We start from the raw sequence: 25,779 nt of genomic DNA, 5'->3' as shown, positions 1-25,779 counted from the left end.
GGATGATGTCTCCGATTATTCGGCCGGTGGCCGGGTGTCTGACTGTGGATCGGGCGGAAGCGCCGCTGTCGGGTCGTCCTCGCCTTCGTCGCGGAACTTGTCCGCGTCGCTCAGCGGCTCCAGATCGACCGCCTCGCGGATTTCGTCCCCGGTAAAGATGATCTCGCCCGACCCGCTCATCTTCTGGTTCACGTCGGCCATCTTACTGGCGCGCTCGATTTTCTCGGCCATGGACGCCTCGGTGAGGTCCTGCCAGTCGAGGAACCAGTCCTTCTCAGGGAGGATGCCGAACCGCTCGAGGCGATTCACAAGCTCCATGATGTTCGGGATCACCACCGTCGCCCGGCGGGACATGATGGTCTGTGCCCAATCGGCTGCATCCTCAGACGAGGCGCGCTCCCCGGTCTGGTTGCCGACCAGGATCTTCACCGGCATCATGATCGACGCGGCGAAGCTCTGGAGTGCCACGGCGAAGAAGTGCTCGGGGCTGGGCAGGTTCACGCTCAGCGTCTTGGCTTGGATGCCCTGGAGCATGAGCAGGTTGTCGAAGCCCTTCTGGTAGGCCTCAACCTGCTCGTTCATGGCATCGGCGATCTCGGATGGCTGGACGCCCATGGCAGCCGCCATCTGCGTGATCTGCGCCTCCTTATCCACCTCCAGCACCGGGGCGCTCTTAGCGTTCTTCCAGAACCCCTCGCCGCCGGCCCCGGAGACCTTCTCCAGCGTCATCAGGTCGTTGTAGCCGGGCGCTAGATAGCTTTCCCCGTTCAGCGTGCCATCCGCCGACCAGACAATGACCCGATCCGGATGGATTCGCGCCAGGCGCTTGACCTTGCTGTCTCCGACCGCCGCCTCGGTGAACTGGTACATGGTCGGCTCGCCATAGGTGGGCGAGCGCTGGTCCTGGTCCCATTCGGCTACCTCGAGCTGCCCTTCCCATGCGGGGATGAGCTCCAAGATGCCGTCCAGCCCGCCGGGCACGCGGCCCACAGGCTGATCGAACATCTGCCCATCGGCCAGGCGCAGGACCACGCCGGCATATCGCCCCACCAGCGAGCGGCGGTCGGCCTCGGCAAGGTTCTGCCACACCCGGAGGTCTTCGAACCGCTGGCGAATGTCGCGCTCCAGCGGCGTTTCCTTCTTGGTGCCGCCCTCGCTACCGTCCCGTTCCTTCTCAAGGAGCCATGGTGATTGCTGCCACGTCTTCAGGATCGTCTTGTTGACGCCCGCGCTGGCGATGCCGTTGCGCCGATACATGCGGTAGAGCAGATCGAAGGTCAGGGTGTCGGGATAGCCGAAGTCCTTGTTGTGGTCGTGCTTGACCATGCCCGGGAAGAAGCCCGGGAACATGCGGCCAAGGCTGCGGGTGGCCTCGTTGACCACAAGCCGTAGAGCGGTCATGCGCGGACCCTATTCCTAAAGATGAGGCAGCCCGTGCCTGCCTTGATGGGTGTACCGGTGCGCGCCGTCTCAGGTTCGTGGCCCCGAGCGTCTCAAAAGGGTCCGTTTGCCCTTCTGATTCAGCAGAAAGCGTCACACCACCGTTTTGAGACAGTGCGTCAGCGGTTGCGGCGGGTCAGGAACATGGCGACTTCGCCCGCGCGCTTGATCATCGGCGCCACCGCGTACCGCAGCGCATCGATATAGTGGTTATGCGCGTCCACCAGCGTCGGCAGGATGTCTCCGGTCAGCCTGTCAACCTTGTACGAGTAGAGCCGCATTTCGCGGGCCGTCTCGACGCAGCGTGAATGAATGACAATGCGCCGGAAGGATCGAAGGAACGCGATGCCATCCTCGACAGAGCCCTTCCACTTCTCCACCGCCTCGGATCGCTGCAACCCGTGGCGCTTGAGGTGGCTGATGGATTCGGGCCGGGCGCTATCCCACCTCGTCACATACCGATCAAAACCAGGAATGCGCTTAATCAGGAATGGCGCGGTATCATCCAGCTCCAGGCCGACCTTACCGGCTTCGTCGCTGACATAGAGCGTCTCCTCAGAGACATAGCAGCGGATGCCCGCTGTGGGGTCTTGCGCAAAGCCAAAGTCACCTCCCTGGTATGGGCCATCCCATGTCGGCTCGGGCTCGAACTCGCGGATCTCCCATTTCCCTGCGAACACCTGAGCGTCGGAGTTGGTGAGATAGCCTCCTTCCCAAACGTGCGCGTAGGTGTTCGGATCAAGGCGCTCAAGCTCGCGACGCCGAAGGATGTCCAACCCGCTCGGAAAGAACGGATTGTCCTGCCAGTTCATCTCCACGATCTGCGAGGACGCAGGAGGCCTCTTGCGAAAGCGCGCGTCAGCAGGCGAGCCGGTCCACTGCCCGTTCTCTTGGTATGCCTCCCTGCGCGGGTTCCAGATGACCCACATCTCGGACTTGGGCTGGCGGAAAACGGTCGCCTCAAGCGCCAACCAGGACGCCTCGGGCACATCCTCAGCCTCTTCCACGATCGTCAGGTCGATCTTGGCGAGCGATTTGATAGAGGAGACGCCATGGCGAAGGCCACGAAAGATGAACTCCGTCCCGTTGCGACCGCGCAGATAATCCACGCCCACGTCATAATGGGCATCAAGCCATGGCTCAGATGCGATCGCGGCCTTCAACTCGGCATGGAAGCTTTCCTTGATGGAGGCCTGAAACTCGCGGGTCGCGAGAACTCTCAGCGGCTCCACGTACCCCCATACGGCTGCCATCTTCGCGAAATTAAAGCTCTTGCCGGAGCCGCGCCCGCCGTATGCACCTCGATACTGGACTGCTCCACGAGGCTGGGCGAAGACTGGCAGCAGCTTAGGCGGCAGAGCTAGATTGGCTGCTCTCGGCTGGGACGAGGTGAATGATCGTTGGGCCAAGTGGCTCTCCGTTCGGGCCGGAATGCTCCATCCCCTGAACTGGCTTTCCGTACCCGCGATCCAAGATCGCATTTGCCGCAGACACGCGGGCGGCCTCGCTCTCTCCCGATTGCGCGATTTGCGCCAAAGTGCGCAACGCCATTTCAGCGTGCTCCTTTGCCATCTCGGCAATGTCACGCTTAGCCTGGCTTACGGCGCCCGTCTTCCGACCCGCTCCGGGGCGAGCCCCGCCATGCTGGGCCATCTTGAATTCCTTGATTGTTAATCAAAAGTCGCGCCTGCCGAAGCGGACGGGGCTGTATGCATTTTTTGCATATTGCTCAGGGCTGGGCTCGGCCCACCTGTCGGCAGTCCATTCGCTGCCGGCGCTGTATGGAATAGGAACTGAATAATTCAGTCCCGTTTTGCAAAAGTGAGAGCGGGCCAGTTTCGACACTGACTGCCGGTGCGTTGACGGTGGCATACAAACCGGCGTCGTCCACCTCGGCCCGCGCCGGGGCCGCGCTGCGTGTCCTTCCACGCCGCCGCTCTCACCTATGCGCCCTCTCGGGCATTCTGTCAGGACGGGCCGGGCTTGATACCGGCTTCAGGGCTCCTGCACGTTGCCCGCGAAGTGCTCTCGCAATACGGGTTCGTACCCTGGCTCGGTCGCGCGCTTCCTTCAGCGCCGCCGTCCTGATCTGTGATGCCATGGTCCGTAGACCATCACGGGGTGATGCCCCGCCGCACCCGTATCTGGTGCTTTCGTCCAGCCGTAATGCGAGGTTTGGTTGCAGAGGCCCGATTTGAACGGGCAACCTCTAGGTTATGAGCCTAGCGAGCTACCGGATTGCTCCACTCTGCTGAGAATGTTGGGCATAGCTTCGCACGGGGCCGCAGGAGCGATCTCCTGCTACCGCCTCTGGCGTCCTGCGGTCCGCCCATTCGGGTTCCGCGAGGATCGACGCACATCGAAGCATGACGAATCTAAGCTGCCTCCCGGATCGCGTCAAGCGGCACTGTGATGGGGCAAAGCGATCCGAAGAGTTGCGCGATGACCTTGGCCGAGTTCCGGCCGAAATAGTCATCGAAGACGAACGTCGTGCCAGCAAGCGGGCCGGACAGGATCTCCACCTTGTCGCCCGGCTCGAAATGGCGGGCTGCGGCGACAACAGGCCCCTTCCCCACTTCCGGCTTGACCTCAGAGAACCGACCAGCGGCCTCGAGACGCCGGAACTCGTCCACGATTGCAGCGGGAATGGACAGGTAACGGCAACGCTTGTCGTTGGGGTCTTGAACCGTGCGACCCAGCACCGAATGAACGCCGTCCACCTGGCGCAGGTGGTAGAAGCTGGGCGTTGCCGTCGAGAGGCCGACGAACGCGTAGCTGGTCAGCAGCGGGAACGAGATGGCCTGCTTGGCGCGCAGGTGCCGACGACGGATGAGCTTCATGCCGCGGGGCAGATGGACGTGGAAGCCCAAAGCCTGAAGGCGAGCCACCGCCTTCTCCTCACAGCGAGGATTGCAGCGCGCGACGAACCAGGACGGCTGATCGGTGATTTGCATTCGGTCGGGCTCCTCGAGTGGTGGCGAGAAACCCGTGGCAGGCACGGTGAGCGAGGTTGATTCTAGCCTGCGCTGGATGACGCCGCAAGGCGATAGATCGTGGATGGCCGACCCGTTTCCGGCTTCCTCACCTCGCGCACCACGTCCCCGCCCTCGACCATCCAGACCATCACGGCCTCGACCTCACCAGACGTGGCGAAGGCCTTCACCTTCCGGCTGATGGCGGAATGGCTCGCAGGGCCGTCCATCAGGAGGCGAGCGGCAACCGGGGCGATGCGGTCTCTCATGGCATAGTCGGGCGGCGATGCCGGGGGTGCCGGCTCGGCACCCGGCAGAGCGATGCCATGAGCTGTCAGCAGCGCTTCCAGTTCCGCAACCCTCGCCTCCAGCTCCAGGACCCGATCCATGCCCAAACCGCAGTCTTCACATAATTAGACTCTTCGAGCTATTTCGGACAGAAACCCCCAAAAATCAAGCTTTCTGTCCAAGAATGATAGAGACTCGTTTTTTGTGAAGACTGAACTTTCAAATTCATAACATACTGTTTTTTATGTCATTTTATGAGCTGACAGTCTTCACATGAAATCGACAGTCTTCACATCGATCGCGCAACAGATTTCACGGTCTTCACGGATTGATGTGAAGACTGTTTTTGGGTTGTATGGTGGCCTGATCGAGCAACCGCGGGTCATGATTCGCACGGCGTTGAAAGACCCAAAATGACCGCCCTTTCCGACCTCTCGTCCATCCAGATCCGCGCCCTTATCAAGCTCGACACACCGGGCGGTGTCGAGGATAGCGTCGGGCGCGAAATCGGGGAGCTGTCCGATCCGATGCTGGCCGGGGTGTTCGGCTTGATCGCGCTCGGGCTCGCGACATCGGAAATTGGCTGGCGGAATACAGCCTGGTTCAGACTGACGGCTAAGGGGCGGGCTGTGCGGGAGATGGGTGAAGCGTGAGCCAAATCGAAGTCGAAGACACGCTCATCCGCTATGACGGGATGGACGCAAGCAACCACGAAATCGAGCTTGGTGCCCTTTCCGAATCCCTTAAGGGTCTTTCCCGCATTCTAGGTGTCGTAGGCAATTTTGTCGTTACGGACCGCTACATTCAGCATCGGGACGCGATGGCTGTAAAGGTCGTGGTCCGACCTCCAGAAGCCCATTGCTTCGAACTCCTGGCCAGCCTGAAATGGGTCACAGAGCAGCCGCTTATTTCCGGCACATTGGCCGGGGTTTTTGCTACTCTCATCACATATATCTTCAAGCGAGCTGCTGGTCAGCGTGAGGAAATGAAAGCGATCAAAGACAGCCTGGATCAGGCTATCAAGGAACTGGGACACCGCGATCAAAGTCAGATCGATCGGCTGCTCACGACCATTGATCGGATGGCGGACGCACTTCGCCCTGCGGTGAGACAGGCGGTTGCGCCTATTGGTCAAACCGCTTCGTCCCTAAGCGTGGGCGGGACTGCCAGCAATCCAGCGGTAAGGATTGGCCCTGCCGAGCGTGACGCCATCCTGTCAGATGCGGACGTTGAGGTAGGCGATGAGCGAGACTTCTTGGTCCTTATCAGCGAGTTAGACATGGACACGGGAACGTGTCGCATATCCCTTGCTGATGACCTTGATACACGCATCCTGGGGCGGATAACCGATCCAGTCTTTGCCCAGCCGAACAATCCGTATGTCTCGGCTATGGCCGCTCGCCGTCCTATCAAGGTTCGGGCAAAGCCGACCCTCAAGGATGGAGCCATGGAGCGACTTTTCATCAGTGACTTCTACCGCTGATATAAGGTTCACCCACCCCCGAGCGATCCGGCGGACTTTTGGTCAAAGAAAAGGCGGGGTTTTCACCCCGCCAAGCAGTACCACTGAACTGCTGTGCCGCCGCCTGACGGCACGATCTTCTCCGAGACGATTTCCTCCGCTTCCTCCATGGCCTTGAGAAGATCGTTGAGATCTCGAGCCCTGACGGAGTGTTGCATGGATCGCATCAGAGCCGACCGCTTCACGCGACCGCCCTTGCCCTTGATGATGCGCTTGATGCGCTGCGCGTTTGACTGGTGTTCGCTGTTCGATAGATAGTCCTCTGCGCCGGCCATCATGGCCCGTGCGCTGGCCTTTGCCGTCTCGACGCCGAATGCCATATCCTCTTGCGAAACGGCCGCCAGCGGCCCGCCACGGCCCAAAGCGACGATGGTTGCGATCCGCACCGACATCTCTACCGTACGGGCGTAGAACGCCCCTGCGTCGGGGTCTTCCAACAGGGGCTCAATCTCGGCCTTCAGCGCCGCGAAAACCTCCTCGGCGCCATGGTCCCATCCGACCTGCCTCCGGTTCTGGGCCGGGTCCATGTCGGACTGGTTGCGCATGGCATAAGCCATCGGTCCCGACGCCTCGTAGAGGGCGCGGAGTGCCGACACGATCTGCGAAGGAACATCTTGCGCCGAAACGCCGGGGTCGCGATCCTGGCTCTTCGTGTCGCCGCCGACCAGCAGGAAGCGGTTGACCGTGCCGTCCTCGACCGCCGCTCCCTCCAGCGCTCGCCAGAACTGCTCCGGGGTCGACACGCCATAGATCGACATGGCCGGCGCAAAGATGGTCGCGGCCTGACGGCCCGCCCACTCCGGCGACTGGTATTCGCCGAAGCTGATGCCCCACATCGAGCGCAGGATCTTCGCCACCGACCGCTCGAAGGATGAAGCCTTCTTGTGGAGGATGCGGGCCATGAAGTCGCCGAACTCGTCCATGGGGCAGAGAGATAGGGGTGAGCGCAGAAGGAAGTTAATGACCGCGGGCATGGAGATGAACTCCGATGGCCCGATGTGCTGACCGAGATTGGCGGCCCGTAGAATGCGGCTGATCTGCTGGACGGCGTGATCCTTCCCCTGCCCCGTTGGCGCGAGACCGAGCACATATAGGTGAACGCCTGAGCCGGTCGGCCCGACGAACTGCCGCCCGGCCGCAGTCCCGACGATCGCAAGAGCCGCACCGAGGGCAAGGCTGGGCTGCGGCCGCCTGGAGGTCTCGCAGATCCACTGGGCGATTGCGCCGACCAGACCCGCCGGGAAAGCGACCGCATTGGCCGGCGTCAGCGCGGGAGCGCTGGGCGGATCGATGATCACGCCATCCTCGTCCGTGATCGTGCCGTCATTCTGCTCGAACAATCGCCGCACCGACAGAGCGGCCGCGACCTGCCGTCCATGCTCGGCCGTCCCCGGCCCCTCGTCCCGATCCATATGCTGGACCCGGATCGCGGACAGGTCGGCGCCGTACTGGCGGGCTAGCGCGGCTAGGGTGGCACCGTTGATGCCCTGATTGCGGAAGCTGGCCCACTTCCGCGCCACCTCCCCCCGCTTGTACTTCGACCCGCCCGCACTCCACTGGTCGGCCAGCGAAAGACCGGCGCTGGAGCCGCCCGTGGCGGCATGAACCGCCATGAGAGCCTGCACCCACTCGTCATAGCCGCAGTCCGGCGGGATGTGGCCGAGAAGGTCGGCCACCTCGTTCAGTTCAGCACCGCGGCTCTCCGATCGCAGCGGCACGACGTTCGTGGTCGGCTGTTCGGCCCGTCCCTCCTTCATCAGCCATTTGGTCAGCCATGTCGGGACCGGCGGGGCGGCCGCAGGATCGCCATGGACTTCATAGCTACGACCATCGGCCATGATGGCACCTGGCGCGACGACATAGCCGCCCGTGCCGCGCACATCGATGCCCTGCGGCAGCCGGCCCTTGCCGTTGCCGAGCGATCCGTCCTGACGAAAGATCCAGTGATTGCCATCGTTCGGTGTAGCGACGAGAGGGATGCCATCCGGCGACGCACCCTCCTGTGCCATGATCTTGGCCCACGCTGCGACGCCATCGTTTTCGACATCATGCCGATCGGCGTCAACGACGAAGAGCCCGGACTTTCCGAGATCGATTGCGGGGGCCGCATCCGGCCAGCGGCGCCACCAGTCGCGGATAGCGCGCTCGTCCGTGGAAGACTGATCGCGCCAGCGGAAGAAGGGCATTGGCTGCTTGACCTTCGGTCCTCCTGCGTGAACGGGAAAGACCGAAAGACCACGCGCGGCGAGCGACAGGGCAACGCCGAGGTTGGTTGCCTCTCCCGGTGGATCTTGAGCTTTGAGACCGAACGCCATCAGAACGGCGCCTCATCGCGCAGCTTCACCTTCATGGCGAACCGATATTCGGCCACGACCTCACGCATGGCCTGCTCGAACTCGGTCTGTGTGAACTGAGCGAAATCGGTTTTGCCGATCGCGTCGCAATAGGTCTCCAGCTTGTGGCCGGCCTCGACCGTGGCGAGGCTTTCCAAGCGGTCAAACTCGTCCTGTTTCATGTCGTAGGTGTTCCTTGCGATCGCGATGCATTCTGGATCGTCGCAGAGCCAAATCGGCTTTGGCGGGGGTCGCCCATAAGGCCATTTCGGCGCATAGCCGTGCCCGGTCGCGTTGCGGGCGCACACACCGCAGACTGCTGGGTCGAAGCGATCGGCGCTCACGCTGCCCGTCCCGCAGCCTGTGCAAAGGTCCGGCTCACGATGTCGAAGTAGCGGGGGTTGGCCTTGGCTGGGCGAACCGAGATGGTCTGAGGAATCGCGAGCTCCGAGCGGCGCTCGATCGCCTCGTCCGCCGACTTCGGCGCGGGCATCGCGCCGCCATGCTTCACCCACCACTCGGCCGCCTTCTGGCCGGCATAGCCCCCGTGCTCCGGGCAAACCCACTCGTTGTACTGGCTGAGGCCGGCCATGTAGGTGACGCGGATGGAGTCTGGCGATCCCTCCTTCTCCCAGCGTTTCCACATCCAGGAGAGGACCGGCACCATCTGGGGCTTGGTCTGCTCGGACGAAAGGATGCCGACGCTGGCGTCGGCCTCCGCTTCATGCGCCGGTTTTTCCTCTCGCGGCCATTCGTGGCCGCAGACCTTGCACGTCATGGCGTTGAGCGCGGCCAAGGCTTCGCACGTCGGGCACTCCTTGGCCCGAACGTCGTTGATGTCCGCCTTCTCCTCCTTGGCCTTACCCTTGGCCTTTCCGGGCATGATGGAAACGGCGTCTACCGGCCCGTGCATTCGAATGACGCCCGCAAAATCCAGGATAAGGGCGTTTTCCTTGTTGGGTGCGAGACGGAAGCCGCGGCCGACCTGCTGGACGTACATGCCAGTGCTCTTCGTGCCGCGCATGAGGGCTACGAGATCAACGTGCGGGACGTTGAAGCCGATCGAAAGCACATTGACGGAGGTCAGGCATCGAACGAGGCCGGAGCGGTATCGCGCAATGATAGCGTCCCGCTCGCCCTGATTCAGCCCGCCATGAACGACCTCGGCCGTTATGCCCTGATCGCGGATGGCATCCCGAACCGCAGTGGCATGGGCGACACCAGGACAGAATGCCAACCAGGCGCGACGGTCTTGCCCGAACCGGACCATCTCGGCCACGGCCCGATCTACGAGATCGTCTCGCATCGCCGCCGCCTCAAGCTCGGAAGCGATGAAGTCGCCGGCTCGCGTACCGACCCCGCGCAGGTCGATCTGTGCGACCGTAGCTTTCGAGATGAGGGGCGACAGATATCCGTCCTCAATGAGGTCGGCGACGTTGGCCTCGTAGACGATCTGGTCGAAGATTGCCCCGTCCCCGCCGTCCAAGCGCCCCGAGTCCATGCGATACGGCGTAGCCGTCAGACCGCAGACCCGCATGTCTTCAGTGATGTCGCCCATGTTCTCAAAGAACTTGCCGTACATGGTCGATGAGCTGCGCGGGATCAAATGCGCCTCGTCCACGATGATCAGATCGCGCGGTCCGATCGCATCCACCTTGTTGAAGACAGACTGGACGCCGCAGAAAAGGATGCGGCTGTGGGTGTCGCGCTTGCCGACGCTGGCGCTGTAGATGCCGGCGGGCGCCGAAGGCCAGAGACCGATCAGCTCCTTGAAGTTCTGGACGATCAGTTCCTTCGAGTGGGTGATGATGGCGACGCGGAGCATCGGAAACTGCTCGAGCAGTTCCTGCACCATTTTTGCGATGACCAGCGACTTTCCGGCGCCGGTTGGAAGCACGATGAGGGGGGAGCCAACGTTCCCCTCCCAATAGGCATAGAGCGCATCAAGGGCTGCGCGCTGATAGGGGCGAAGCTGCAGGGCCATTACGCACCCCCAAGAGCGAGAAGAAGGCGATCGGCTTCACGTTCCGAAGCAGTGCCGGGGCCGAACGAAAGCTTGGCATGATGGGCGCAATAGCGGCCGTGGACCGCATCGACACCGCATACATGAAGGCAGACAGCCTTCTCTGGGGCATCAGCGGTCGAGACCGGCCAGCGGCAGGCGCTGTTCGGTGCCTCCCATAGGAGCACGGGCGTTGTGCCTTCGATCGGTGAGAACACGGATGGATCGGGCTTGCGCCGCGGCGGCGGCGACGGAACATCGACGGCTTTCGGTTTGGCGGCGGCCTTGACGCTGTTCAGATCCTTCTTCGATCGCTTCGGAAAGCGTTCCGGCCAAGACCGGATCATCTTGTTGACGGTCGAGAAGGATTTTCCAAGCGATTGGGCAATCTCAGCTTGCGTCTTACCGGTGCCCCAGAGGCTTTCGATTTGCGCGAGTTCCTGTTGCTCCTTCTCGGCCGCGCCTTCTGTCCGACCGGGGAATAGCTGCCGGTTCCGACTGGCAAGGCCGATGACTTTGTTCCGGGTGAGGCCAAGACGCTCGCCGATCTGGGTCGCAGTGAAACCTTCGGACCAGAGGGCAGCAGCAGTGTTGATGAGGTCAGGTGCAATGGCGCTCATGCACCTTCTCCGAAGATCAGAGGTTCACGTTCAGCCAGAGCGGCGCGAATGGCATTGGCAAGCTCACGATGCTCTTGCTGGGTGCCGGCTTCTTCGCGAACGTCGAGGTAGTGCAGCCACGATCGGTAGTCGTTCGTGATGTACATGCGGGTTTCGGTGTTGCCGTAAGGCAGAACGCAGCGGGCGCATTCCTTGGCGATTCCGCGCTTCAAAGCGCCCCGATAGGCCCAAGCCGAAGCCTTCATCACGACCCACTGAGCCATGCGCCACCAGCGATGGGTGGAAGACGGGAGGTCATCGATGCTGTTCTGCCGGTTCTTCTCGTCCTGCCGGCGCGCCTGACGGTAGACGAAGCCGATCGCCTCGGCATACCGAAGGCTGAACTGCTGGAATTTGGCTGAGCGATGCCGCAGCACCTGCATTGCGATATCGAGCGTCGTTGTCGCTTCAACCGTCGCAGAGGCGTGCTCGTAGGGTGACCAGTGCTTGTGACGCTTCAGGTACTCCAGAAGGCGCGGGGCGGTCTCCCGATTGGCTTGGTTGCTGGGGTTGGAGACGCGGGCGGCGTAGGCTACGAAATCCCCGCCGGTCTCACATTCTGGCACCAGTGGCTGCGTCGCCGCGACGAGACGAACAGTGTTCATGACGCCGCTCCCTTGCAGAGACGGCCAATCTCACGCTCGACGTACCAGCGCGCCTTCTCCAGATCCTCGACCGGGTTCTCGGTCTTGAGGCCGGCGCGCCAGAGGTACTTGATCGCATTTCCGATGTTGAAGTTATGGTGTTCGGCGATGGTCACGCATTCGACCCCGGAGGGATGCGAGGTGTAATGCGGCGGATGGTTGATGAGGTCGGTCATGCACCCTCCAAGATCGCCGCGACGGGTCGATCCTCTTGGTTCTGATACTTGCCCACGTAGCCGATGACCGGCTCGTCCAGACGGTGGAAAATGACTTGCGCGATGGGGGAGCCGGACGCGATCTGGATCGGCCGGAAGCTGTTGTTGACCAACTCAAGGGTCAGGAACCCAGCCCAACCGGGTTCGATCACGGTGTTGAAGACCGAGAGGCCGCGGCGTGCCCAAGTCGATTTGTCATGGACGACGCCCATGGCATCGGAAGGCATGTCGAACCGCTCGACCGTGGAGGCGATGCGAAATTCTCCCGACTGCAGGATGAAGCCGTCCTTGATGCGGATGTCGTATCCGCAGTGGGAGAGACCCGCCGTCATGCCATTGATCTTCACCGCCTCGATGAAGGGGCTGACCGGCTGGAGCTTGCGAATGGTAGGGCCTGATAGGACGGTCATGCCGCCTCCCTTTCCGCGCCGTCCACCCAGGCGCGACCGTCTGGCATCCGGTAGGTGACGGTTTCGGCGTTCCGATCGGCATCCACCTGCTCGCCCGGCACGAGATCGGGAATGAACAGGTGGAAGGCGCAGCCACGCTCCTGATCTTCGACGGAAAGCAGGCTGCCGTTGCGGCTGCAGCGCCAAGCCGCCTCGCCGCCCATTTCAGGCGTGGAGTTCAGGCAGGTGCGGCAGTTCCGGGGCGCAAAGTCAGTGCCGTGACAAATCCCATGCGATTTGCAGAAGCGGCAGAGGTGACTTTGCGGATCTTCCGAGATGCGAGGGAGCGGACGCGCAGCCTGCAGGACACGCTCTGCCTTTGCCATAAGGGCAATCGCCTGCGTCGCGTCATAGTGAATGCGAACGTCAGCGCCGGCATAAAGCTCGTCGGTGTCCTTGTTGACGGCGTAGTAGAAGAACCGATGGATGCCACTGCAGTGCATTTCGGTCTGCGCCTGTGCCATGTGGTCCGGCTTGGCGACCGCGATGCCATGCTTCTGCAGTTGCGCGAAGTTCTTCGCGTTCATGGTCTTCACGCCGACCAGGTGCTCGGCCTTCGGGGCCTCGAGGAAGCCCGTTCCTCGGCCATCGACCTTGACGACGAAGTGGCCGTCGAGCTCGGTGAACGTCCACTGGTCGCCGGTCTCAGGGTCGGCGTCTGAAACCTTGACCCCGGCGGCGCGAAGCTCGGCGAAGGCTCGAGGCTCACGGTGATGCCCCGTCTCGAACAGGCGAAGCATCTGGCCCGAGAACATCTCCGGCTCGTAGGCCCAGCGAAACTGATACCAGATGGCGCGCTCGCAGGCCTTACCGATCATGGATCCGGACAAGCGGCGCTGATGCCGAGGCCGCTGACGGGCGGCCAGTGCGCTGTCGATCGCTGCGATCGTGGCTGAGAGTGGCGGGAGGTTGAGAGCGGGCATCAGGCTGCCACCCCGTTTCGCGCAGCGCGGTCAGCTTCCTTTTTACCGATCCAAAGCCCGCCCTTTCCGCAGCCATCACAGCGAAGGTGGAAAGCGTGGATCTGCGTTCCCTTCTCGACCTGGAAGAGGACCGAACCGCAGTATTGGCAGCCGCGGTCTCGTTCGATGACCGAGCCGATGATAAAGGCTGACATCACGCTGCCTCCTCATCGAAGGCGCGACGCTCGACGCGGATCGCATAGACGGTCGTGGAGGGCTTGCGGAACTTGTCCACGTCCACGCCCGCGGCCTTCATGGCCTTCTCGTCTAAACCGCCCTTGCGCTCGCTGACGGTCTGCTTCGCGATGAACTCCGAGCCGCCCAGGCTGTCGGCCGTACCCATGGCCTCAGCCACTTCGGCTTTCAGTTCGCCTTCGCGCTCCTGCAGGTTCTTGATGGTTTCCCGGACCAGGGCGAGCTGATCGACGGGGTGACGATTGTGATGGCGCCCGATCTCGGGCAAAGCATTCCCGTTCATCGTTTCGATCTCCGAACGACGTTGAAAGACGTGGTTTGTGAGGGTGCCGGGCGGGCTGGTTTCCTAGGCCTCTACCCGCCCGGCCGCTTCATCAGCCGGCGCGTCGAGCCCAGCCACCGCCACCGGCCGCAGCCTTCTGCTGGGGCGCGCTGCTGGACTGCTGCTGGCCGCGTCCGGGGGCGCTGTTCGCGCCGCCCCAAGCCTTCACGCCCTTGACCTCGTTGCGGGTCGGGTCCTGCGGTGTCTGCTTCTTCTGGAAGCCGATCGAGAGTTCGCAAGGGATGTGGTGCAGCTCTTCCGTATTGCGCGGTGCCATTTTTCCCGTGGCGTGGCAGATGGCCGACAGATTGCGGGCCGCGATATCGCGCGTCTTGTCGCCCTTCTCGCCCTGCACGTTGTAGCCGTGCAGTATGTCCTGGAAGATGATGCGGCCCTCGCAGGCGCCCGACAGAATCTTCCAGCGGAACGTGAGCTTGGAGCCCTTCTCGCCGCTCTGCCCGATGTCGCGCTCTTCGCTGTCCACGATCTCGGCGTGATACTTGCCCTCGGGCAGCGCCTCGAACTCCTGCGTCGGCTCGTGCTCGGCAGCATTGAAACCAGAAATATCGACCATGATCGTGATCCTTACGCAGCGTTCTTGATAGGGGTGGAGGTGCCGGCCTGCGGCAGATACGGGGCCAGGGCGTCGTATCCCTGCCCGCGATCGAACCGCACGCTCTCGGGGATGCCGTAGCGGTTTTTGGCAACGAAGGCGGGCTTGCCGACCGCATGGATGAGAACGGTCGAGGCAGATCCTTCGGCGCGGGTGCGCTTCTGGTTGAAGCCCTTGCCGTCCTCGACCTTCATGTTGACCGGCTTCTTCAAAAGCAGGATGGCGTCGAGGTCGCGGGTTATCTGCCCGTTCAGCTGCTTATGCAGATCGATCTCGTAGCGGTCGTAGCTGGCCGTCTCGGGGTCGTTGAAGGTCGTCACGACGCTGTGCGCGATGAGCACAATCGCCATGCCGCGGTCGCGGCGGAGCGCGTCGCACCCATCCTGGAACTCGCGCAGAACCGTCTTGGCGTTCACGTAGCCCTTGCCATAACCGAAGTCCTCGATTTTGGCCTTCGCGTTGCCATGCTCGTCACCACGCCGGCACGTCTCGGCGAAGATCATTCCCTGCAGTGCCGTGACCGAATCCACGACCACGGTCTTGAACTCGTGGTCTTCGTCATAGAGGGCGCGCATGGAGTCGATCACGCTGGCGAAGTCGGGCAGGACGCCGAACGATTCAAGCTCGACTTCGCCAGGCGTTCCTTCCTCGCACTGGAGGAAGACCGGGGACGGGAACTCGGAGGCCAGCGTGGTCTTGCCGACGCCCTCGTTGCCGTAAATCAGGATTCGCGGGGGCTGGTCGGCCCGCACGGTCCGCAGGTCTGAAAGGCTGATCGCCATTTCAGTCTCCTTGTTCTGAGGTTGGCATGTTGATGATCCATCCGCCGCCCATGCCGTCCTGCGAGGGATAGAAAGTGGCCGTCACGGACTGCGCCGGCCAAATCTGGATGTGCGCCGTCCCATTCGTGGGCGGCAGCTTGGAGAACAGGCCTCCGGGGATCAGGCTGTCATCCTGAATGACGCCGATCTCGACCAAGAGGTCGTTCATCGCCTTGATGCGGTTGTCGGCGTCGGCTCGAAGAAGATCGATTTCGAACGCCATATTGACGAGCACCCGGCCCTTGAAAGCCGGAACCTGCTGTCGGCGGATCGCCGCGGCAGCTTCCATTCTCCAGACCTCGTAGGCTTCTGTGCGAGCTCGGCCGCGGCGCGTGTTCTTGAACATCGCGTTGACGCTTGGCGGCACCGGGCAGGAGAAGGTGACCGGAGAAAGCACCGGGATGCCCTCCCCGGTCTGCTCACCGCGCCCCACCACGGGCTGCGATTTGATAGCGGCCGCGATCACGACCTAACCCCGCTCTCAGCGATCACGCGATCGCGGACCCGGCGAAGGAGGTCTATTTCGCGCTCCAGTTCAGGCACGATGCAACGCGCCTCGGCTGCGGAAATCTCACCATCTGCCACCGCATCCAGAATAGCGGAGGTAACCCGCCCGTCCTGCTGAACCATCATGCTGATCTTGGCGCACCAAGGCATGTCGCTGGGTGCCACCGGCTCGCGCCGTACGATGTCGTAGCCAAGCGCCTCTGCCAAAGCGGCCAGGATGATCGGCTGGCCGGCCTCGAGATCGAGATCAACTGCAACGTCCAGGGGGCAATGCTGATCGGGATGCTCGGGAAGGCCGTAACGGCTGAGAACCGAATGGCTGACCCGAGTTGAATTCTCAACCGACCGCCCGCCACCCGAGAGGGAGATCGCTCGCCGAACGGCGGCCTTCAGCGCCAGTCGCATGTCGCCCGTCGATTTGCGAAGGTCGATCATCGGCCGCGCTCCGAAACACGAGGACTCACGTTTTCAATGACGCTCGCGTGATCGCGCCCCAAAATGCGGGCATGACCAAAACGGCGATCACGGCGGCGAATGAGAATTGCGGATTGCGTGCCGGTCACGGCCTGCAGGTTAAATCCATGTCCTGCGGCGCGGCCAATGATCGGCGCGGTTCGACCTGCGTTACCCGCATGTCCATTATGATGAAGCGCTGCCAATGACATCATCGAACCGCCTGTTTCGCAGGGGTTGCGAGTTTCAAGCCGAGGCGCTTGGCGATGTCCTGCGCGACGAAGACGTGTGTCTCGACCTCGATCATGATCGTGTCATCGGGCCGGGTATAGCTGCGCGGCTGGGTCATGCTGCTACCGCCGATTTGCGCTGGCTAGAAGCAGTCTTGCCCTTCCGATGGAAGACGATACCGTGTGCGTGCAGCTCAAGAATCCGGGCCGGAAGCTCCTTGGAGCTGACCCTTTTGAAGAGCATCAGGCGAGGCAGGATCGCTTCTGCATCGGTCAAAACCGAAGTCTCTTGGTACCCGAGAGCCAATCGAGCAGCTTTCAGAGTTCCAAACATCCGGCGAGCTTCAACTGATGCCCAGCCTTTCGGTATTTCAGAGAAAGCAGGAAGCCATGCAAGGCGACCAGCGGCAGCTTCGTCAATCGTGTCCGACATAGCCTGCGAGGCACAGAACCAGTCGAGCTTTTCACAACTCGGAGCGAAGGCGTGATGAAGGAAGGCTTCCTCCCTCCAACTTCCGTCGATCGTGGCCAGGCATTCGATCTTCTCGCAACGTGCTGCAGCGAGGGTCTGAAGCCGGCGATAGAGGTTAGAAGTAGCTCCGATCTTGATCGAAGCGCTTGAGGCGGAACGGGCGAAATAAATCATGCTGCGAGCCCCGACATGGAGACTGGCAGAAAATCCGTTACGGACAGATGGCAGCCAGATTGCTCAGCGGCATGAAGCAGTATCGGTATGTGCTTGAACGGAATCATTCCCCCAGTTCCGCCCTTCTCTTTCGGGCGTCGCCAGTTCGAGACTCGAGTCCGATGCACACCAGCGATCTTCGCCACTGCAGTCGGGCCGCCAAGGGCGTCAATGATTGATGAAGCAGGTTCCATAGCAACGTTTGTAGCGCACAACGCTGCAGAAGGCAACAACATTGGTAGCGATTTTAGAACGCGCCGAATGTAGCGTAGCGCGCTACACGTTCGAAATGGTGCGAGAATGGCTCTCAGACACGCTCAAAACCCGTGGGATGACCCAGGCAGAATTGGCCCGGCGCCTTACGGCTGAGCTTGGCCGCTCTATCGATCGAGCTGCGGTCAACAAGATGCTTAGCGGAAAACGAGGTATTGATGCCGATGAGGCGGCCGCGGCTGAACGCATTCTAGATGCAAGGGCACCGCGAGATGTAGTCGATCGGCCCGCTGACGTGTTTACGCCAGCGCCTATCCCCGGGTCCGAACTCGTCGGCCCTACCGACCTTCCGGTCTACGCTGCGGCGCAAGGCGGTGACGGGCATGTGATCGTGACATTCGACGCTATCGAGTGGGTGAAGCGACCAGAACCGTTGCGCAATGTGAAGGGTGGCTACGGCCTGCTCATCACCGGCAGTTCTATGTTCCCAATGTACCGGCCAGGCGATATCGCCTTGATGCACCCTCATCTCCAGCCCGCCCGCGACACAGAGGTGGTGCTCTATCACACCCCGCCGACCGGCGAGGCGGAGGCTATCATTAAGACGCTCGTGGGCTTCAATGACCGCGAATGGACGCTCGAACAGTACAATCCGCCTAAGCAGTTCTCCGAGTTCCGGCAGGAATGGCCGATCTGCCACCGCGTCGTCGGCAAATATTCCGCGCGCTAAGCCGCATCCACCTCGCCCGGCACATTGCCGTGAGCGAAGAGGATCTGCGCATCCTCAAAATCGCCTGTAGATGGATCTCCGGTCCGGGAGAACGCCACAACTCCCGCCTTCGAGAGCGCTAAGCGCTCAGCCCTTCGGCGAGCCCCGTCCGCGCTTGGAAGGGTCACCGGAATATCCGCGACCAAGCCACCTTTGCTCCCCGACTCGAAAGACTGGACGACGTAATATGTGGTCTGAGCCATTGCTGCCTCCTTGTGATCGATAAGGCAAGCTGACTCCCAAACAAGAACATAACAAGAACAATCCAGAGACGTAGCGATCGGCTTGTGGATCGCTGTGGATAAACACGGCTTTGCGCCGCTACATCAGTTTTCGGTTTTCGCTACGTTTGTTGTTGCGCTCGGTAGCGAGGTGCGCTACGTTTGTATCCATCACCCCAGCCACACCGGCCCTTGATGGAGCCCGAGCGCCATGCGCCCCATTCCCCCGACACCCGACCGTTATGACGATCCGCTGAACCTGCCCCGCGGCATCATCGTGGGCCTGATCAGCACAGCCGGCATTGCCTCGCTGTTCTGCGCCGCCCTCTCCCTCTGCAACGACTTCTACGGCTCGAGCTCTGCCGCTCGGCAGGAGACGACGCTGGGCAGTTCGTACCGGTCGGCGGGTGTGCGATGATCCTGGGCGGCCGAATGTCCAAGTCTCCGCTGATCGCCATGGGCGCTATGCTGGGCCTCTCCGGGCCTTTGTTTGGGGCTGACGGCCCCTTCCACTTCGACCGCTCGAAATACTGGCCTCGCTCAAAACCCGCGCCAGTACCGCCAGCGAAAGCCAAGCGCCGTGCCAAGGCGAAGGCCGCTCGCAAGGCGCGCGCCATCACGCGGAGGGCCGGTCGATGAGCGCCATCCGCATCTCCTCCTTCACCCTGATCACCAGCCTGGTCATCTGCGGCGTTGCCGCTGCGGCCTATGTGCTCGGAGCCTCCTGACATGGCCTCCACACCAAATAGCCAGACGCTCGGTCTGATCGCAGAGCGCGCGCACATCATGTCGGAGATGGCCAAGGTCGCCCAGGTGGCCGGCTGGTTCGAGCCGAATGGCGACATCACCGGCCTGCATATCGCGACGATGCGCGAGCAGGCGCACCAGTTGGCCGAGCTTCTCGGCTTCGACCTCGTAGAGCGGCCCAAGCCTCTCAAGCCTCACCAGACGAACACCGAACCGAGCCGCCGCTACTTCAGCGCCGCCGATCTGGCAGACATCGCCTACGACGAGCGTCGAGATGCTCTTGAGGCTGCGGAATGACCGACCACCCCACCCTCAAGAAGTGCCTAGACGGGCGTGTCGTTGACCGCCGCACGGGCCGGGAGATTTCTCGATGAGCACCGATACGCCCTTCAATAAGCTCGCATCGCGCCTCTATCGCACGCCTTACCTCGTCATGCCTCGCTTGGCTCTCGAAGCTATGCCGCTGGAATGGCAGAACCGGCTGGAGGCGATTTTAAAGGAGGCCGACGATGCCGGTCTGGTGACGCCCGGATATTACGTGCTGCGCGACGAGCCGGAATACACAACGACCGAAGACGCCGACAGCAACGATCCCACCTCACGGGTCGAGACCTATCATTCCCTTCGCAATGATCCTTGGGCCGATTATCGGCGCGGCGACGCTCAAGCGCTCTCCCTCGCCGCCCGCTCATCGAAGGAGGCTTGAGCATGAAGAACCGTCTTTCAGATTTGAACGACCACCTGTTCGCGCAGCTTGAGCGGCTATCCGACGAAGACCTGACTGCTGAACAGGTCGAGCGCGAGGTCGAACGCGCCAAGGCGATCGCTGGCGTATCGAGCCAAATCATTGGCGCCGCAGCGCTCCAGTTTAAGGCGGCAGAACTTGTTGCGCAGCATGGACGCGGCTTGGTCGACTTGATCCCCGAAAGCCTGACCGGGAAAAGCATTGAGCACCGCAGGGCCGGGCGGTCGATGACGGAGCAGGAGGCCGAACGCGCCGAGGCGAGCGCGAGGCGCGCAGCTCGCGAGATAAACGAAGAGCGCGAGGAATGGGATCGCCAGGAGGCTATGCAATGAAGGGTCGCAGCGTCGCCTATAGCTTAGCCGAAAAGGCTTGGCTGTACGACAATAGGCTCCTGCCTATCAGCGAATATCACGCCGCTTTCTGCGCCACCTTTCGGCGCGACGACGTGTCGGCCGCGAACATTCACGCCTTCCGCAAGCGCAACGGCTGGAAGACCGGCAGGACGGGCCAGTTCGCAAAGGGGAGCGAGCCGCACAACAAGGGCGTTGCCTGTCCTGAAGGCGTTGGCGGACGTCACCCCAATGCTCGGAAGACGCAGTTTCAGCAGGGCAACCGTACCGGCCGCGCGAACGACAACTATCAGCCCATCGGAACGGAGCGGATCAGCAAGGACGGATATCGCGAGCGAAAAATTCACGACGGCCTACCGATGCAATCTCGCTGGCAGCTTGTCCAGCGCATCAATTGGGAAGGCACCCACGGCCTCATTCCAGATGGCTACGCTCTGAAGTGCTTGGACGGAGACAGGCTGAATTGCGATCCGGCGAACTGGGCGATGGTCTCGCGTGGCGTGCTGTCTCGCCTGAACGGCGGAAGGCACAAGACACGCCTCGCCTATGACGCCGCGCCTGACGAATTGAAGCCAACCGTCATGGCCCTCGCCAAGCTTGAGCAGGGTCTGCACGAAACCATCCGACATCGCCACATACGACAGGAGTCCCACCATGGCTGACCGCATGACGACGGCCCCTGTCACCGTGCCGGCAGAAGTGCTGGATAGATGCTGGGAAGACCTAGTTGAGAAGGACGACCGCACGTCCCCCGAGGATTACCCGGATCACGCCCTCATCACGCGCGACGAATTGGCCGGGTATCTCGCCCTCGCCGCGCGTCCAGCCATTACGGCCGGGACGGATGCGGGGGCGGTGAAGGTCAGCAACGCTGAACTGGCACAGATGGCGCTTTGTCAGGTGTCATGGATCGAGGAAGGAAAAGCAGAGCACCCACATCGTCTTGATGCAATCCGAGAGGCATTGGTCCGCCTCGCCGCATTGGAGCCAGCAATAACCTGCAAGGGTGAGCCAGCCGCATGGATGAATGGGGATCATCTAAGACAATACAAAGCGAAGGAGTGCGAAGGCATATTTTGGGCTTCGCCAGAGCGCAGCGATTTCTACGACACGGCGCTGTTCGCCGCCCTCGCCCCGGAGACTGCCGAGGCGATAAAATGGCCTGCCCCGAAGGTCACAAACCCGGATATCGCGAACCCAACAGGCACGCCATATCTGGATTGCCTCCTGCATCGCCTTCTTGATGCGCAACAGGAGGTGAACGAACAGGCTAACGCCACCATGTCGCAGCCCCTCGCGGACGTAGCGGCATTGATGGACGAATTAGAAGCGGCCATTCGGAAATTCGGGGGCGGTGCCACCCCGGAGACTGCCGAGGCGGTGCCGGTCGCGGCCCAGCCGGGAGAGGCCGTGCGGGAGGCGCTAAAGCCATTCGCGGAAGCCGCCAATAAGTACGACCCGCCGGAGGATGACGACCACCTAATGGCGTGGGGTTGCCATTTCACTCTCGGGCAAATGCGTCAGGCTCGCGCCGCCCTCGCATCCGTTCCAGCCCCGGCCGGGGATGATGCGTTGCGGCGGTTCGCGGAGAGTTTCAAGTTCACTGTCACCGACAGCTTCTACAGCGAAGCCTACCTGACCATCAACGAACCGGACAGCGTGAGCTTTCGCATTGGCAACGGCTCGCAATTCTCAAAGTTCATTGCCACTCTTGAGGCTCGCCGTCGCGCCGCCCTCTCCCAGCCCAAGGAGCCCCGCACATGAGCGCGCCCGGTGGAGAATATCCCGGCATCGCAGCGGCCTGCCAACTCATCGCACTCGACAACGGCGGGATCAACCGCAGTCGCTCAGTCGCCAAGCAAGGCAGCGAGATGCGGAAGTGGCTGGCGAAGCAGCCAGCCGAGATGGTCGAGCCGATCGACGCATGGCTTTCCAGCCTGTCAGAGGCCGATCTGGATGAGGTTTGCTGCGGCTGCGCTGATGATGAGGCGCATGTGGCTTTGCTGATGGCTGCACCGCCGTTCACGGACGAGCTTCTCAACTCCTACTTCGATGAGGTCTGCTGATGAGCGCGCCCACCACACAGGCAGGCACGGTGCCGGAGGATATTCAGGCCACCCCCGACCTTCCAAGCATCCTTGCAGCCAAGATCATGCAGCTGGATTGGGCTCGCGGCAGCACGGCAGACGAGCAAGCAGACCGCTACGGACAGATTCAAGAATTGATCTTGGTCGAAATCAACATGGCCGGCTTTTCTGCGCTCGCGAAGACCGCCGCGTTGCAGGCAGAGTTGGGGCGAGTCATTGCCGACCGGTGTATGTTCGCTGAATGGTTCAACAAGGCGAACGCCGAACGTCTGGCCGCCGAACAGCAACTCTCCGAGCTACGGGCAGAGATGGAGACGGTGCGGGAGGCTATCTCGCGCATCATAACCACGAAGCGGATGTTCTCCAGCTTCAATTGCCAGACGAACGGGCATTTTCTTACCAACAACGGCGAGACCGAGTTCATGACGGTGAAGGAAAGCCGGCGCCTCGTGGATGGAATCTGGATGGAGCTTAATGGCGTTTTGGCGACCATGCCCGCCGCCCGCTCCGCATCCAGGGATGGCGTCCGATGAGCGCAATTCTCATGTCCGCCGCCTTCGTAGCATCCATCTATGCGCTTGGAGCACTTATAGGAATAATTTTAGTCTGGTGTTTTGAGAGCAGGGAGCGATCCTACCTTCTTCTTGCAGCCTTCATAATCATATCCATAGCCGGAGGCGCAATAATCATCAGTAATTCGGATCGGGAGGACCAGCGTACAGCCACGCAGTCCGCATCCAGGGAGGGAGTCCGATGAAGCTTGAGAACCCACTACCTCAAGCCCAAGCTGCTCTCGATCGGATGAAGCGGGCCAACGATCGTGGCACCGGATGCCACCTCACCACTGAAATGATCCGCGAACTCAGCCTGACAATAATCGGACAGTGGTGGGATGACGACAAACCCTACATGGCCGGGAGCCCGACCGATGGCGAGTGAGCGCAAGTCTGCCTGTCGTGCGATCAGCCGTAAGAAGATCGCCGTGACCCGTTCTGTGAATTGGACTAGGGGATCGGAATACAAATTCAGCGCCGAATACCCCGGCTTCCCCGGCTACTGTTGGGGAAGCACGGCTCGGGACGCGCGCGAGGAAATGATCCGCGTCCTCGTTCAAAACGGGTTTGTTGACCCGCGTCCCGTTGAGAAAGGGGGCGTCCGATGAGCGATCGCAACGACCTGATCGAGGAACTGCGCGCTGTCGCAGAGGACCGCCACGGCGCGAAGAACACGCACCTCCTGTCTTGGCTGGAGAAGGGCTATTTCCACTGCCAGCACGGCCCGGAGAAGTGGTGCCAAGGCGACTATCTCGATAGCGCCAAAGCCTACATCGAAAGGCTTGAGGCGATCTCTCAGAACGCCCTCGCCACCATCGCCCGCCTAGAGGCAGAGGTCGAGGCGGGGAAGCGCGAGCGCAACGCAACGGCTGCGCGGTTCGCCCGGCTTCACACCATCGCCTCGAAAATCCGGTGGTCCGATCTCGGCTTGCCAGCCATGAACGTCGCCTCGACGCAGGAGGGGCTGACCGAACTATCGCAGTTCCTGCTTCAGGACGCCTTGGAAGCTTGTCTGGACCGGCAGGGCTTGCCCCGCACCGAAGGAGAGCGCGCATGAGCGAGAGGCTGACGGTCGGGCAGAAACTCTGGAAAGTGCCGGGCGAACCTCGCCAGCGCAAATACGCTGGGTGGGTAGAGATCGAGTCGGTTGGCAGGAAATGGGCGACGACGAAACAGCGCGACCGTATCCATATCGAAACCCTCCGTACACAAAGCGGCTACGGCTACCAAGACAGGTTCTACCTTAGCCGAGAGGAATACGAGGAAGAGTTCCGTTTGGCTTGCGCTTGGAGCCTTCTGGAAGGAAAATTCAGGGCTCTCGGAGCGCGACGGCCGAGCACAACAATAGAGAAGATCGAACAGGCTATATCGCTTCTTGGCTATGACGTGGCCGAGTTCCGAGCCGCCCTCTCCCGTGAGGAGGGACGGTGATGGGCCTCCTCACGCCAGACCAAGCAGCGCGATATCTCGCCATCTCAACCCGCCAGCTTCGGGATCTCACCCGAGCAGGCAGCATCCTCTACGTGAACATCGGTCAGCGTGACCGAGAAACGCGGCGATACACAGCGGAGGACCTGGAAGCTTTCATCGAGGCTCGGAAATGTCAGTCTACAAGCGTGCAGGCGCGGAAACGTATTCCTTCGATTTTCGCTGGCGAGGTCATCGATTTCACGGCTCTACAGGGTGCGTTACCAAACGCGATGCCGAGAAGTGGGAAAAGGCCGAGAAAGAGCGGGTCAAGGCCATCCAAGCCGACCCAGGCAAGACCCTGACGTTCGGGCGGGCTGTCACGATGTACTGGGAAGAGGTCGGGCAGCATCGATCCCGTCCTCAATCGGTATCCAGCATCATGGGCTGGCTTCAGAAGCACATCGGCATCGACACGCCCATCACCGAGATCGACGGCGCTCTCGTCGCCCGCCTCGTGGCCCTAAGGCGAGGCGATCGGCGAAAGATGAAGTCGGATGGCGGCGTCATTCTCGCCCCTGTCGCCGCTGGCACCGTGAACAGGAACATGCTGGAGCCTCTGCGCTCTATCATGCTTCGCGCCGAGAACGTATGGGGCATACGGGTGCAGCGGATCGAATGGAACAAGCTGCGCCTGAAGGAGCCGCAAGAGCGCGTCAGAGAGGCGAGTGAGGCCGAGGAAAGCGATATTCTGTCGCTGGTCCCTGAAGGCTACAGAGAGGCTGTCCAATTCGCCATCCTTACGGGGTGCCGGCGCGCTGAACTTCTGGGTTTGACGTGGAAGGACGTAAATTTCTTCTCCCGTGACTTTCGGGTGACGGGCAAGGGCGGCCTATCTCGGACAATCTCGATGACGCAGGAGGTCTTTGATCTCCTGAAAGGTGAGTTCGGCAAGCATCCCGAATCAGTCTTCACCTACGTAGCCTACTCAGGACGGGATGGCAGAAAGAAAGGGCTCCGGTACCCAATCACGAAGTCAGGGCTGTCGAATGCCTGGGGCCGCAATGTTCGGGGGAAGGTGCCGAACTTCAAATTTCACGACACGCGTCATACAGCCGCGACCCGGCTGGTGCGGGCAACGGGGTCCATAAAACTGGCGCAGAAGCTCCTAGGACATGCGAAGATAACGACGACGACGCGGTATGCCCACGTCACCCACGAAGACCTTCGACAAGCCCTAGAAGCCGTATCGACTGCGAGAAGTCCCACGCAAAACGCCACGGAAAACGAACAAGTCGCCGCAACTAGCGAAAAGAAAAGGAACTTCTAGATGAGGGCGCCCGCTTCTCAAGCGGGCGCCCCGAATATCGAACA

37 protein-coding genes, 1 tRNA gene and 1 pseudogene are annotated in these 25,779 nt (G+C 61.7%); 18 read left to right on the top strand and 21 right to left on the bottom strand.

What is annotated here, in order from left to right:
• Positions 1-15: 15 nt before the first annotated feature.
• From AUL28_RS12780 to AUL28_RS12755, 5 genes are all read right to left on the bottom strand, one after another.
• Positions 16-1,401, bottom strand: a complete 1,386-nt coding sequence (locus tag AUL28_RS12780) for an anti-CBASS protein Acb1 family protein (protein ID WP_062233176.1) — start codon at positions 1,399-1,401, stop codon at positions 16-18.
• Positions 1,402-1,559: 158 nt separating this feature from the next.
• Positions 1,560-2,849: a PBSX family phage terminase large subunit gene (locus AUL28_RS12775; RefSeq protein ID WP_062233174.1), complete on the bottom strand. Its 1,290-nt coding sequence runs from the start codon at positions 2,847-2,849 to the stop codon at positions 1,560-1,562.
• A 767-nt stretch (positions 2,850-3,616) separates the two neighbouring features.
• Positions 3,617-3,693 (bottom strand) — tRNA-Met (locus AUL28_RS12765).
• A gap of 122 nt (positions 3,694-3,815) precedes the next feature.
• Positions 3,816-4,394 carry a transcription termination/antitermination protein NusG gene (gene nusG / locus AUL28_RS12760; protein ID WP_062233168.1) on the bottom strand — a complete coding sequence of 193 codons (579 nt, stop codon included), beginning with the start codon at positions 4,392-4,394 and terminating at the stop codon, positions 3,816-3,818.
• A gap of 62 nt (positions 4,395-4,456) precedes the next feature.
• Positions 4,457-4,801, bottom strand: a complete 345-nt coding sequence (locus tag AUL28_RS12755; protein WP_062233165.1) for a hypothetical protein — start codon at positions 4,799-4,801, stop codon at positions 4,457-4,459.
• Positions 4,802-5,113: 312 nt separating this feature from the next.
• Between AUL28_RS12755 and AUL28_RS12750 the strand changes: the two genes are divergently transcribed.
• Complete coding sequence (locus AUL28_RS12750; protein ID WP_062233162.1) at positions 5,114-5,353, top strand: hypothetical protein; 240 nt, start codon at positions 5,114-5,116, stop codon at positions 5,351-5,353.
• Positions 5,350-6,183, top strand: coding sequence for a hypothetical protein (locus tag AUL28_RS12745; RefSeq protein ID WP_062233159.1), 834 nt, complete (start codon positions 5,350-5,352; stop codon positions 6,181-6,183). Before AUL28_RS12750 ends, AUL28_RS12745 begins: the two co-directional genes overlap by 4 nt.
• Positions 6,184-6,245: 62 nt before the next feature.
• Here the strand turns inward: AUL28_RS12745 and AUL28_RS12740 are convergent, their stop codons facing one another.
• From AUL28_RS12740 to AUL28_RS12675, 14 genes are all read right to left on the bottom strand, one after another.
• Positions 6,246-8,537 (bottom strand): bifunctional DNA primase/polymerase, encoded by a 2,292-nt coding sequence (locus AUL28_RS12740; protein WP_082640443.1) that lies wholly within the window; start codon positions 8,535-8,537, stop codon positions 6,246-6,248.
• Positions 8,537-8,899: a hypothetical protein gene (locus AUL28_RS22680; protein WP_156419993.1), complete on the bottom strand. Its 363-nt coding sequence runs from the start codon at positions 8,897-8,899 to the stop codon at positions 8,537-8,539. Before AUL28_RS22680 ends, AUL28_RS12740 begins: the two co-directional genes overlap by 1 nt.
• Positions 8,896-10,539 (bottom strand): DEAD/DEAH box helicase, encoded by a 1,644-nt coding sequence (locus tag AUL28_RS12730; protein ID WP_062233149.1) that lies wholly within the window; start codon positions 10,537-10,539, stop codon positions 8,896-8,898. Before AUL28_RS12730 ends, AUL28_RS22680 begins: the two co-directional genes overlap by 4 nt.
• Entirely contained in the window at positions 10,539-11,177 is a 639-nt protein-coding gene (locus tag AUL28_RS12725; protein ID WP_062233146.1) for a GcrA family cell cycle regulator, read from the bottom strand. The genes AUL28_RS12730 and AUL28_RS12725 overlap by 1 nt, the downstream gene beginning before the upstream one ends.
• Entirely contained in the window at positions 11,174-11,821 is a 648-nt protein-coding gene (gene thyX, locus AUL28_RS12720) for an FAD-dependent thymidylate synthase (RefSeq protein ID WP_062233143.1), read from the bottom strand. The genes AUL28_RS12725 and thyX overlap by 4 nt, the downstream gene beginning before the upstream one ends.
• Complete coding sequence (locus AUL28_RS12715) at positions 11,818-12,036, bottom strand: DUF3310 domain-containing protein (protein WP_062233141.1); 219 nt, start codon at positions 12,034-12,036, stop codon at positions 11,818-11,820. Before AUL28_RS12715 ends, thyX begins: the two co-directional genes overlap by 4 nt.
• Positions 12,033-12,485 carry a dCTP deaminase gene (locus tag AUL28_RS12710; protein WP_062233138.1) on the bottom strand — a complete coding sequence of 151 codons (453 nt, stop codon included), beginning with the start codon at positions 12,483-12,485 and terminating at the stop codon, positions 12,033-12,035. The genes AUL28_RS12715 and AUL28_RS12710 overlap by 4 nt, the downstream gene beginning before the upstream one ends.
• Entirely contained in the window at positions 12,482-13,447 is a 966-nt protein-coding gene (locus tag AUL28_RS12705; RefSeq protein WP_062233135.1) for a hypothetical protein, read from the bottom strand. The genes AUL28_RS12710 and AUL28_RS12705 overlap by 4 nt, the downstream gene beginning before the upstream one ends.
• The gene (locus AUL28_RS12700; RefSeq protein ID WP_062233132.1) at positions 13,447-13,641 is read right to left on the bottom strand and encodes a hypothetical protein; all 195 of its coding nucleotides are present in this window, start codon (positions 13,639-13,641) and stop codon (positions 13,447-13,449) included. The genes AUL28_RS12705 and AUL28_RS12700 overlap by 1 nt, the downstream gene beginning before the upstream one ends.
• A complete protein-coding gene (locus AUL28_RS12695; protein WP_156419991.1) occupies positions 13,641-13,949 on the bottom strand; it encodes a hypothetical protein in 309 nt (102 codons plus the stop codon). The genes AUL28_RS12700 and AUL28_RS12695 overlap by 1 nt, the downstream gene beginning before the upstream one ends.
• Positions 13,950-14,055: 106 nt before the next feature.
• Positions 14,056-14,577 (bottom strand): DUF669 domain-containing protein, encoded by a 522-nt coding sequence (locus tag AUL28_RS12690; RefSeq protein WP_062233126.1) that lies wholly within the window; start codon positions 14,575-14,577, stop codon positions 14,056-14,058.
• Between the two features lie 11 nt (positions 14,578-14,588).
• Positions 14,589-15,398 carry an ATP-binding protein gene (locus AUL28_RS12685; protein ID WP_062233123.1) on the bottom strand — a complete coding sequence of 270 codons (810 nt, stop codon included), beginning with the start codon at positions 15,396-15,398 and terminating at the stop codon, positions 14,589-14,591.
• A 1-nt stretch (position 15,399) separates the two neighbouring features.
• Positions 15,400-15,903, bottom strand: coding sequence for a RusA family crossover junction endodeoxyribonuclease (locus tag AUL28_RS12680; RefSeq protein ID WP_062233120.1), 504 nt, complete (start codon positions 15,901-15,903; stop codon positions 15,400-15,402).
• The gene (locus tag AUL28_RS12675) at positions 15,900-16,379 is read right to left on the bottom strand and encodes a hypothetical protein (protein ID WP_062233117.1); all 480 of its coding nucleotides are present in this window, start codon (positions 16,377-16,379) and stop codon (positions 15,900-15,902) included. The genes AUL28_RS12680 and AUL28_RS12675 overlap by 4 nt, the downstream gene beginning before the upstream one ends.
• 47 nt (positions 16,380-16,426) lie before the next feature.
• Here AUL28_RS12675 and AUL28_RS22675 point away from each other — a divergent pair, with 47 nt between their 5' ends.
• A complete protein-coding gene (locus AUL28_RS22675; protein ID WP_156419990.1) occupies positions 16,427-16,606 on the top strand; it encodes a hypothetical protein in 180 nt (59 codons plus the stop codon).
• 2 nt (positions 16,607-16,608) lie between these two features.
• Here the strand turns inward: AUL28_RS22675 and AUL28_RS22670 are convergent, their stop codons facing one another.
• Both AUL28_RS22670 and AUL28_RS22665 read right to left on the bottom strand, forming a co-directional pair.
• Positions 16,609-16,746: a hypothetical protein gene (locus tag AUL28_RS22670; RefSeq protein WP_156419989.1), complete on the bottom strand. Its 138-nt coding sequence runs from the start codon at positions 16,744-16,746 to the stop codon at positions 16,609-16,611.
• Positions 16,743-17,273 carry a GIY-YIG nuclease family protein gene (locus AUL28_RS22665; protein ID WP_156419988.1) on the bottom strand — a complete coding sequence of 177 codons (531 nt, stop codon included), beginning with the start codon at positions 17,271-17,273 and terminating at the stop codon, positions 16,743-16,745. Before AUL28_RS22665 ends, AUL28_RS22670 begins: the two co-directional genes overlap by 4 nt.
• A gap of 274 nt (positions 17,274-17,547) precedes the next feature.
• On the opposite strand from AUL28_RS22665, the gene AUL28_RS12665 reads away from it, so the two are divergent.
• The 15 genes and pseudogenes from AUL28_RS12665 to AUL28_RS12600 all read left to right on the top strand — a co-directional run bounded on the left by AUL28_RS12665 (position 17,548) and on the right by AUL28_RS12600 (position 25,735).
• Entirely contained in the window at positions 17,548-18,255 is a 708-nt protein-coding gene (locus AUL28_RS12665; RefSeq protein ID WP_244493515.1) for an XRE family transcriptional regulator, read from the top strand.
• A 471-nt stretch (positions 18,256-18,726) separates the two neighbouring features.
• A complete protein-coding gene (locus AUL28_RS12655) occupies positions 18,727-18,933 on the top strand; it encodes a hypothetical protein (RefSeq protein WP_062233106.1) in 207 nt (68 codons plus the stop codon).
• A gap of 311 nt (positions 18,934-19,244) precedes the next feature.
• Entirely contained in the window at positions 19,245-19,559 is a 315-nt protein-coding gene (locus AUL28_RS12650) for a hypothetical protein (RefSeq protein WP_062233103.1), read from the top strand.
• Between the two features lie 73 nt (positions 19,560-19,632).
• Entirely contained in the window at positions 19,633-19,968 is a 336-nt protein-coding gene (locus tag AUL28_RS12645) for a hypothetical protein (protein ID WP_062233100.1), read from the top strand.
• Between the two features lie 2 nt (positions 19,969-19,970).
• Positions 19,971-20,339, top strand: a complete 369-nt coding sequence (locus AUL28_RS23165) for a hypothetical protein (protein WP_202814887.1) — start codon at positions 19,971-19,973, stop codon at positions 20,337-20,339.
• Positions 20,336-21,019 (top strand): HNH endonuclease, encoded by a 684-nt coding sequence (locus tag AUL28_RS12635; RefSeq protein WP_062233097.1) that lies wholly within the window; start codon positions 20,336-20,338, stop codon positions 21,017-21,019. The genes AUL28_RS23165 and AUL28_RS12635 overlap by 4 nt, the downstream gene beginning before the upstream one ends.
• Positions 21,012-22,121 (top strand): hypothetical protein, encoded by a 1,110-nt coding sequence (locus AUL28_RS12630; protein WP_062233094.1) that lies wholly within the window; start codon positions 21,012-21,014, stop codon positions 22,119-22,121. The genes AUL28_RS12635 and AUL28_RS12630 overlap by 8 nt, the downstream gene beginning before the upstream one ends.
• The gene (locus tag AUL28_RS12625) at positions 22,118-22,423 is read left to right on the top strand and encodes a hypothetical protein (RefSeq protein ID WP_062233091.1); all 306 of its coding nucleotides are present in this window, start codon (positions 22,118-22,120) and stop codon (positions 22,421-22,423) included. Before AUL28_RS12630 ends, AUL28_RS12625 begins: the two co-directional genes overlap by 4 nt.
• On the top strand, positions 22,423-22,977 hold the full coding sequence (locus AUL28_RS12620; RefSeq protein WP_062233089.1) for a hypothetical protein: 555 nt from the start codon (positions 22,423-22,425) through the stop codon (positions 22,975-22,977). The genes AUL28_RS12625 and AUL28_RS12620 overlap by 1 nt, the downstream gene beginning before the upstream one ends.
• Positions 22,974-23,201, top strand: coding sequence for a hypothetical protein (locus tag AUL28_RS22660; protein WP_156419987.1), 228 nt, complete (start codon positions 22,974-22,976; stop codon positions 23,199-23,201). Before AUL28_RS12620 ends, AUL28_RS22660 begins: the two co-directional genes overlap by 4 nt.
• On the top strand, positions 23,198-23,383 hold the full coding sequence (locus AUL28_RS12615; protein WP_062233087.1) for a hypothetical protein: 186 nt from the start codon (positions 23,198-23,200) through the stop codon (positions 23,381-23,383). Before AUL28_RS22660 ends, AUL28_RS12615 begins: the two co-directional genes overlap by 4 nt.
• Positions 23,384-23,602: 219 nt before the next feature.
• Positions 23,603-24,055: a hypothetical protein gene (locus AUL28_RS12610; RefSeq protein WP_062233084.1), complete on the top strand. Its 453-nt coding sequence runs from the start codon at positions 23,603-23,605 to the stop codon at positions 24,053-24,055.
• The gene (locus AUL28_RS12605) at positions 24,052-24,429 is read left to right on the top strand and encodes a beta barrel domain-containing protein (protein ID WP_062233082.1); all 378 of its coding nucleotides are present in this window, start codon (positions 24,052-24,054) and stop codon (positions 24,427-24,429) included. Before AUL28_RS12610 ends, AUL28_RS12605 begins: the two co-directional genes overlap by 4 nt.
• A pseudogene (locus AUL28_RS23295) lies at positions 24,429-24,584 on the top strand (helix-turn-helix domain-containing protein); the annotation flags it as partial. The gene AUL28_RS12605 and the pseudogene AUL28_RS23295, both read left to right, overlap by 1 nt.
• A gap of 14 nt (positions 24,585-24,598) precedes the next feature.
• A complete protein-coding gene (locus AUL28_RS12600) occupies positions 24,599-25,735 on the top strand; it encodes a tyrosine-type recombinase/integrase (RefSeq protein ID WP_062233079.1) in 1,137 nt (378 codons plus the stop codon).
• Positions 25,736-25,779: the final 44 nt, after the last annotated feature.

Origin of the sequence: Aureimonas sp. N4, assembly GCF_001463925.1 — a bacterium.
In the GTDB taxonomy this organism is placed as follows: Bacteria; Pseudomonadota; Alphaproteobacteria; order Rhizobiales; family Rhizobiaceae; genus Aureimonas; species Aureimonas ureilytica_A.
This window is presented reverse-complemented; position numbering and strand designations above follow the sequence as displayed.

Excerpts from the sequence above, each read along its gene's own strand:
- AUL28_RS12780 (WP_062233176.1), bottom strand. The coding sequence starts at position 1,401 with ATGACCGCTCTACGGCTTGTGGTCAACGAGGCCACCCGCAGCCTTGGC.
- nusG (WP_062233168.1), bottom strand. The coding sequence starts at position 4,394 with ATGCAAATCACCGATCAGCCGTCCTGGTTCGTCGCGCGCTGCAATCCT.
- AUL28_RS12755 (WP_062233165.1), bottom strand. The coding sequence starts at position 4,801 with ATGGATCGGGTCCTGGAGCTGGAGGCGAGGGTTGCGGAACTGGAAGCG.
- AUL28_RS12750 (WP_062233162.1), top strand. The coding sequence starts at position 5,114 with ATGACCGCCCTTTCCGACCTCTCGTCCATCCAGATCCGCGCCCTTATC.
- AUL28_RS12740 (WP_082640443.1), bottom strand. The coding sequence starts at position 8,537 with ATGGCGTTCGGTCTCAAAGCTCAAGATCCACCGGGAGAGGCAACCAAC.
- AUL28_RS12730 (WP_062233149.1), bottom strand. The coding sequence starts at position 10,539 with ATGGCCCTGCAGCTTCGCCCCTATCAGCGCGCAGCCCTTGATGCGCTC.
- AUL28_RS12725 (WP_062233146.1), bottom strand. The coding sequence starts at position 11,177 with ATGAGCGCCATTGCACCTGACCTCATCAACACTGCTGCTGCCCTCTGG.
- thyX (WP_062233143.1), bottom strand. The coding sequence starts at position 11,821 with ATGAACACTGTTCGTCTCGTCGCGGCGACGCAGCCACTGGTGCCAGAA.
- AUL28_RS12715 (WP_062233141.1), bottom strand. The coding sequence starts at position 12,036 with ATGACCGACCTCATCAACCATCCGCCGCATTACACCTCGCATCCCTCC.
- AUL28_RS12710 (WP_062233138.1), bottom strand. The coding sequence starts at position 12,485 with ATGACCGTCCTATCAGGCCCTACCATTCGCAAGCTCCAGCCGGTCAGC.
- AUL28_RS12705 (WP_062233135.1), bottom strand. The coding sequence starts at position 13,447 with ATGCCCGCTCTCAACCTCCCGCCACTCTCAGCCACGATCGCAGCGATC.
- AUL28_RS12700 (WP_062233132.1), bottom strand. The coding sequence starts at position 13,641 with ATGTCAGCCTTTATCATCGGCTCGGTCATCGAACGAGACCGCGGCTGC.
- AUL28_RS12690 (WP_062233126.1), bottom strand. The coding sequence starts at position 14,577 with ATGGTCGATATTTCTGGTTTCAATGCTGCCGAGCACGAGCCGACGCAG.
- AUL28_RS12685 (WP_062233123.1), bottom strand. The coding sequence starts at position 15,398 with ATGGCGATCAGCCTTTCAGACCTGCGGACCGTGCGGGCCGACCAGCCC.
- AUL28_RS12675 (WP_062233117.1), bottom strand. The coding sequence starts at position 16,379 with ATGATCGACCTTCGCAAATCGACGGGCGACATGCGACTGGCGCTGAAG.
- AUL28_RS22670 (WP_156419989.1), bottom strand. The coding sequence starts at position 16,746 with ATGACCCAGCCGCGCAGCTATACCCGGCCCGATGACACGATCATGATC.
- AUL28_RS22665 (WP_156419988.1), bottom strand. The coding sequence starts at position 17,273 with ATGATTTATTTCGCCCGTTCCGCCTCAAGCGCTTCGATCAAGATCGGA.
- AUL28_RS12655 (WP_062233106.1), top strand. The coding sequence starts at position 18,727 with ATGCGCCCCATTCCCCCGACACCCGACCGTTATGACGATCCGCTGAAC.
- AUL28_RS12650 (WP_062233103.1), top strand. The coding sequence starts at position 19,245 with ATGGCCTCCACACCAAATAGCCAGACGCTCGGTCTGATCGCAGAGCGC.
- AUL28_RS12645 (WP_062233100.1), top strand. The coding sequence starts at position 19,633 with ATGAGCACCGATACGCCCTTCAATAAGCTCGCATCGCGCCTCTATCGC.
- AUL28_RS23165 (WP_202814887.1), top strand. The coding sequence starts at position 19,971 with ATGAAGAACCGTCTTTCAGATTTGAACGACCACCTGTTCGCGCAGCTT.
- AUL28_RS12635 (WP_062233097.1), top strand. The coding sequence starts at position 20,336 with ATGAAGGGTCGCAGCGTCGCCTATAGCTTAGCCGAAAAGGCTTGGCTG.
- AUL28_RS12630 (WP_062233094.1), top strand. The coding sequence starts at position 21,012 with ATGGCTGACCGCATGACGACGGCCCCTGTCACCGTGCCGGCAGAAGTG.
- AUL28_RS12625 (WP_062233091.1), top strand. The coding sequence starts at position 22,118 with ATGAGCGCGCCCGGTGGAGAATATCCCGGCATCGCAGCGGCCTGCCAA.
- AUL28_RS12620 (WP_062233089.1), top strand. The coding sequence starts at position 22,423 with ATGAGCGCGCCCACCACACAGGCAGGCACGGTGCCGGAGGATATTCAG.
- AUL28_RS22660 (WP_156419987.1), top strand. The coding sequence starts at position 22,974 with ATGAGCGCAATTCTCATGTCCGCCGCCTTCGTAGCATCCATCTATGCG.
- AUL28_RS12615 (WP_062233087.1), top strand. The coding sequence starts at position 23,198 with ATGAAGCTTGAGAACCCACTACCTCAAGCCCAAGCTGCTCTCGATCGG.
- AUL28_RS12610 (WP_062233084.1), top strand. The coding sequence starts at position 23,603 with ATGAGCGATCGCAACGACCTGATCGAGGAACTGCGCGCTGTCGCAGAG.
- AUL28_RS12605 (WP_062233082.1), top strand. The coding sequence starts at position 24,052 with ATGAGCGAGAGGCTGACGGTCGGGCAGAAACTCTGGAAAGTGCCGGGC.
- AUL28_RS12600 (WP_062233079.1), top strand. The coding sequence starts at position 24,599 with ATGTCAGTCTACAAGCGTGCAGGCGCGGAAACGTATTCCTTCGATTTT.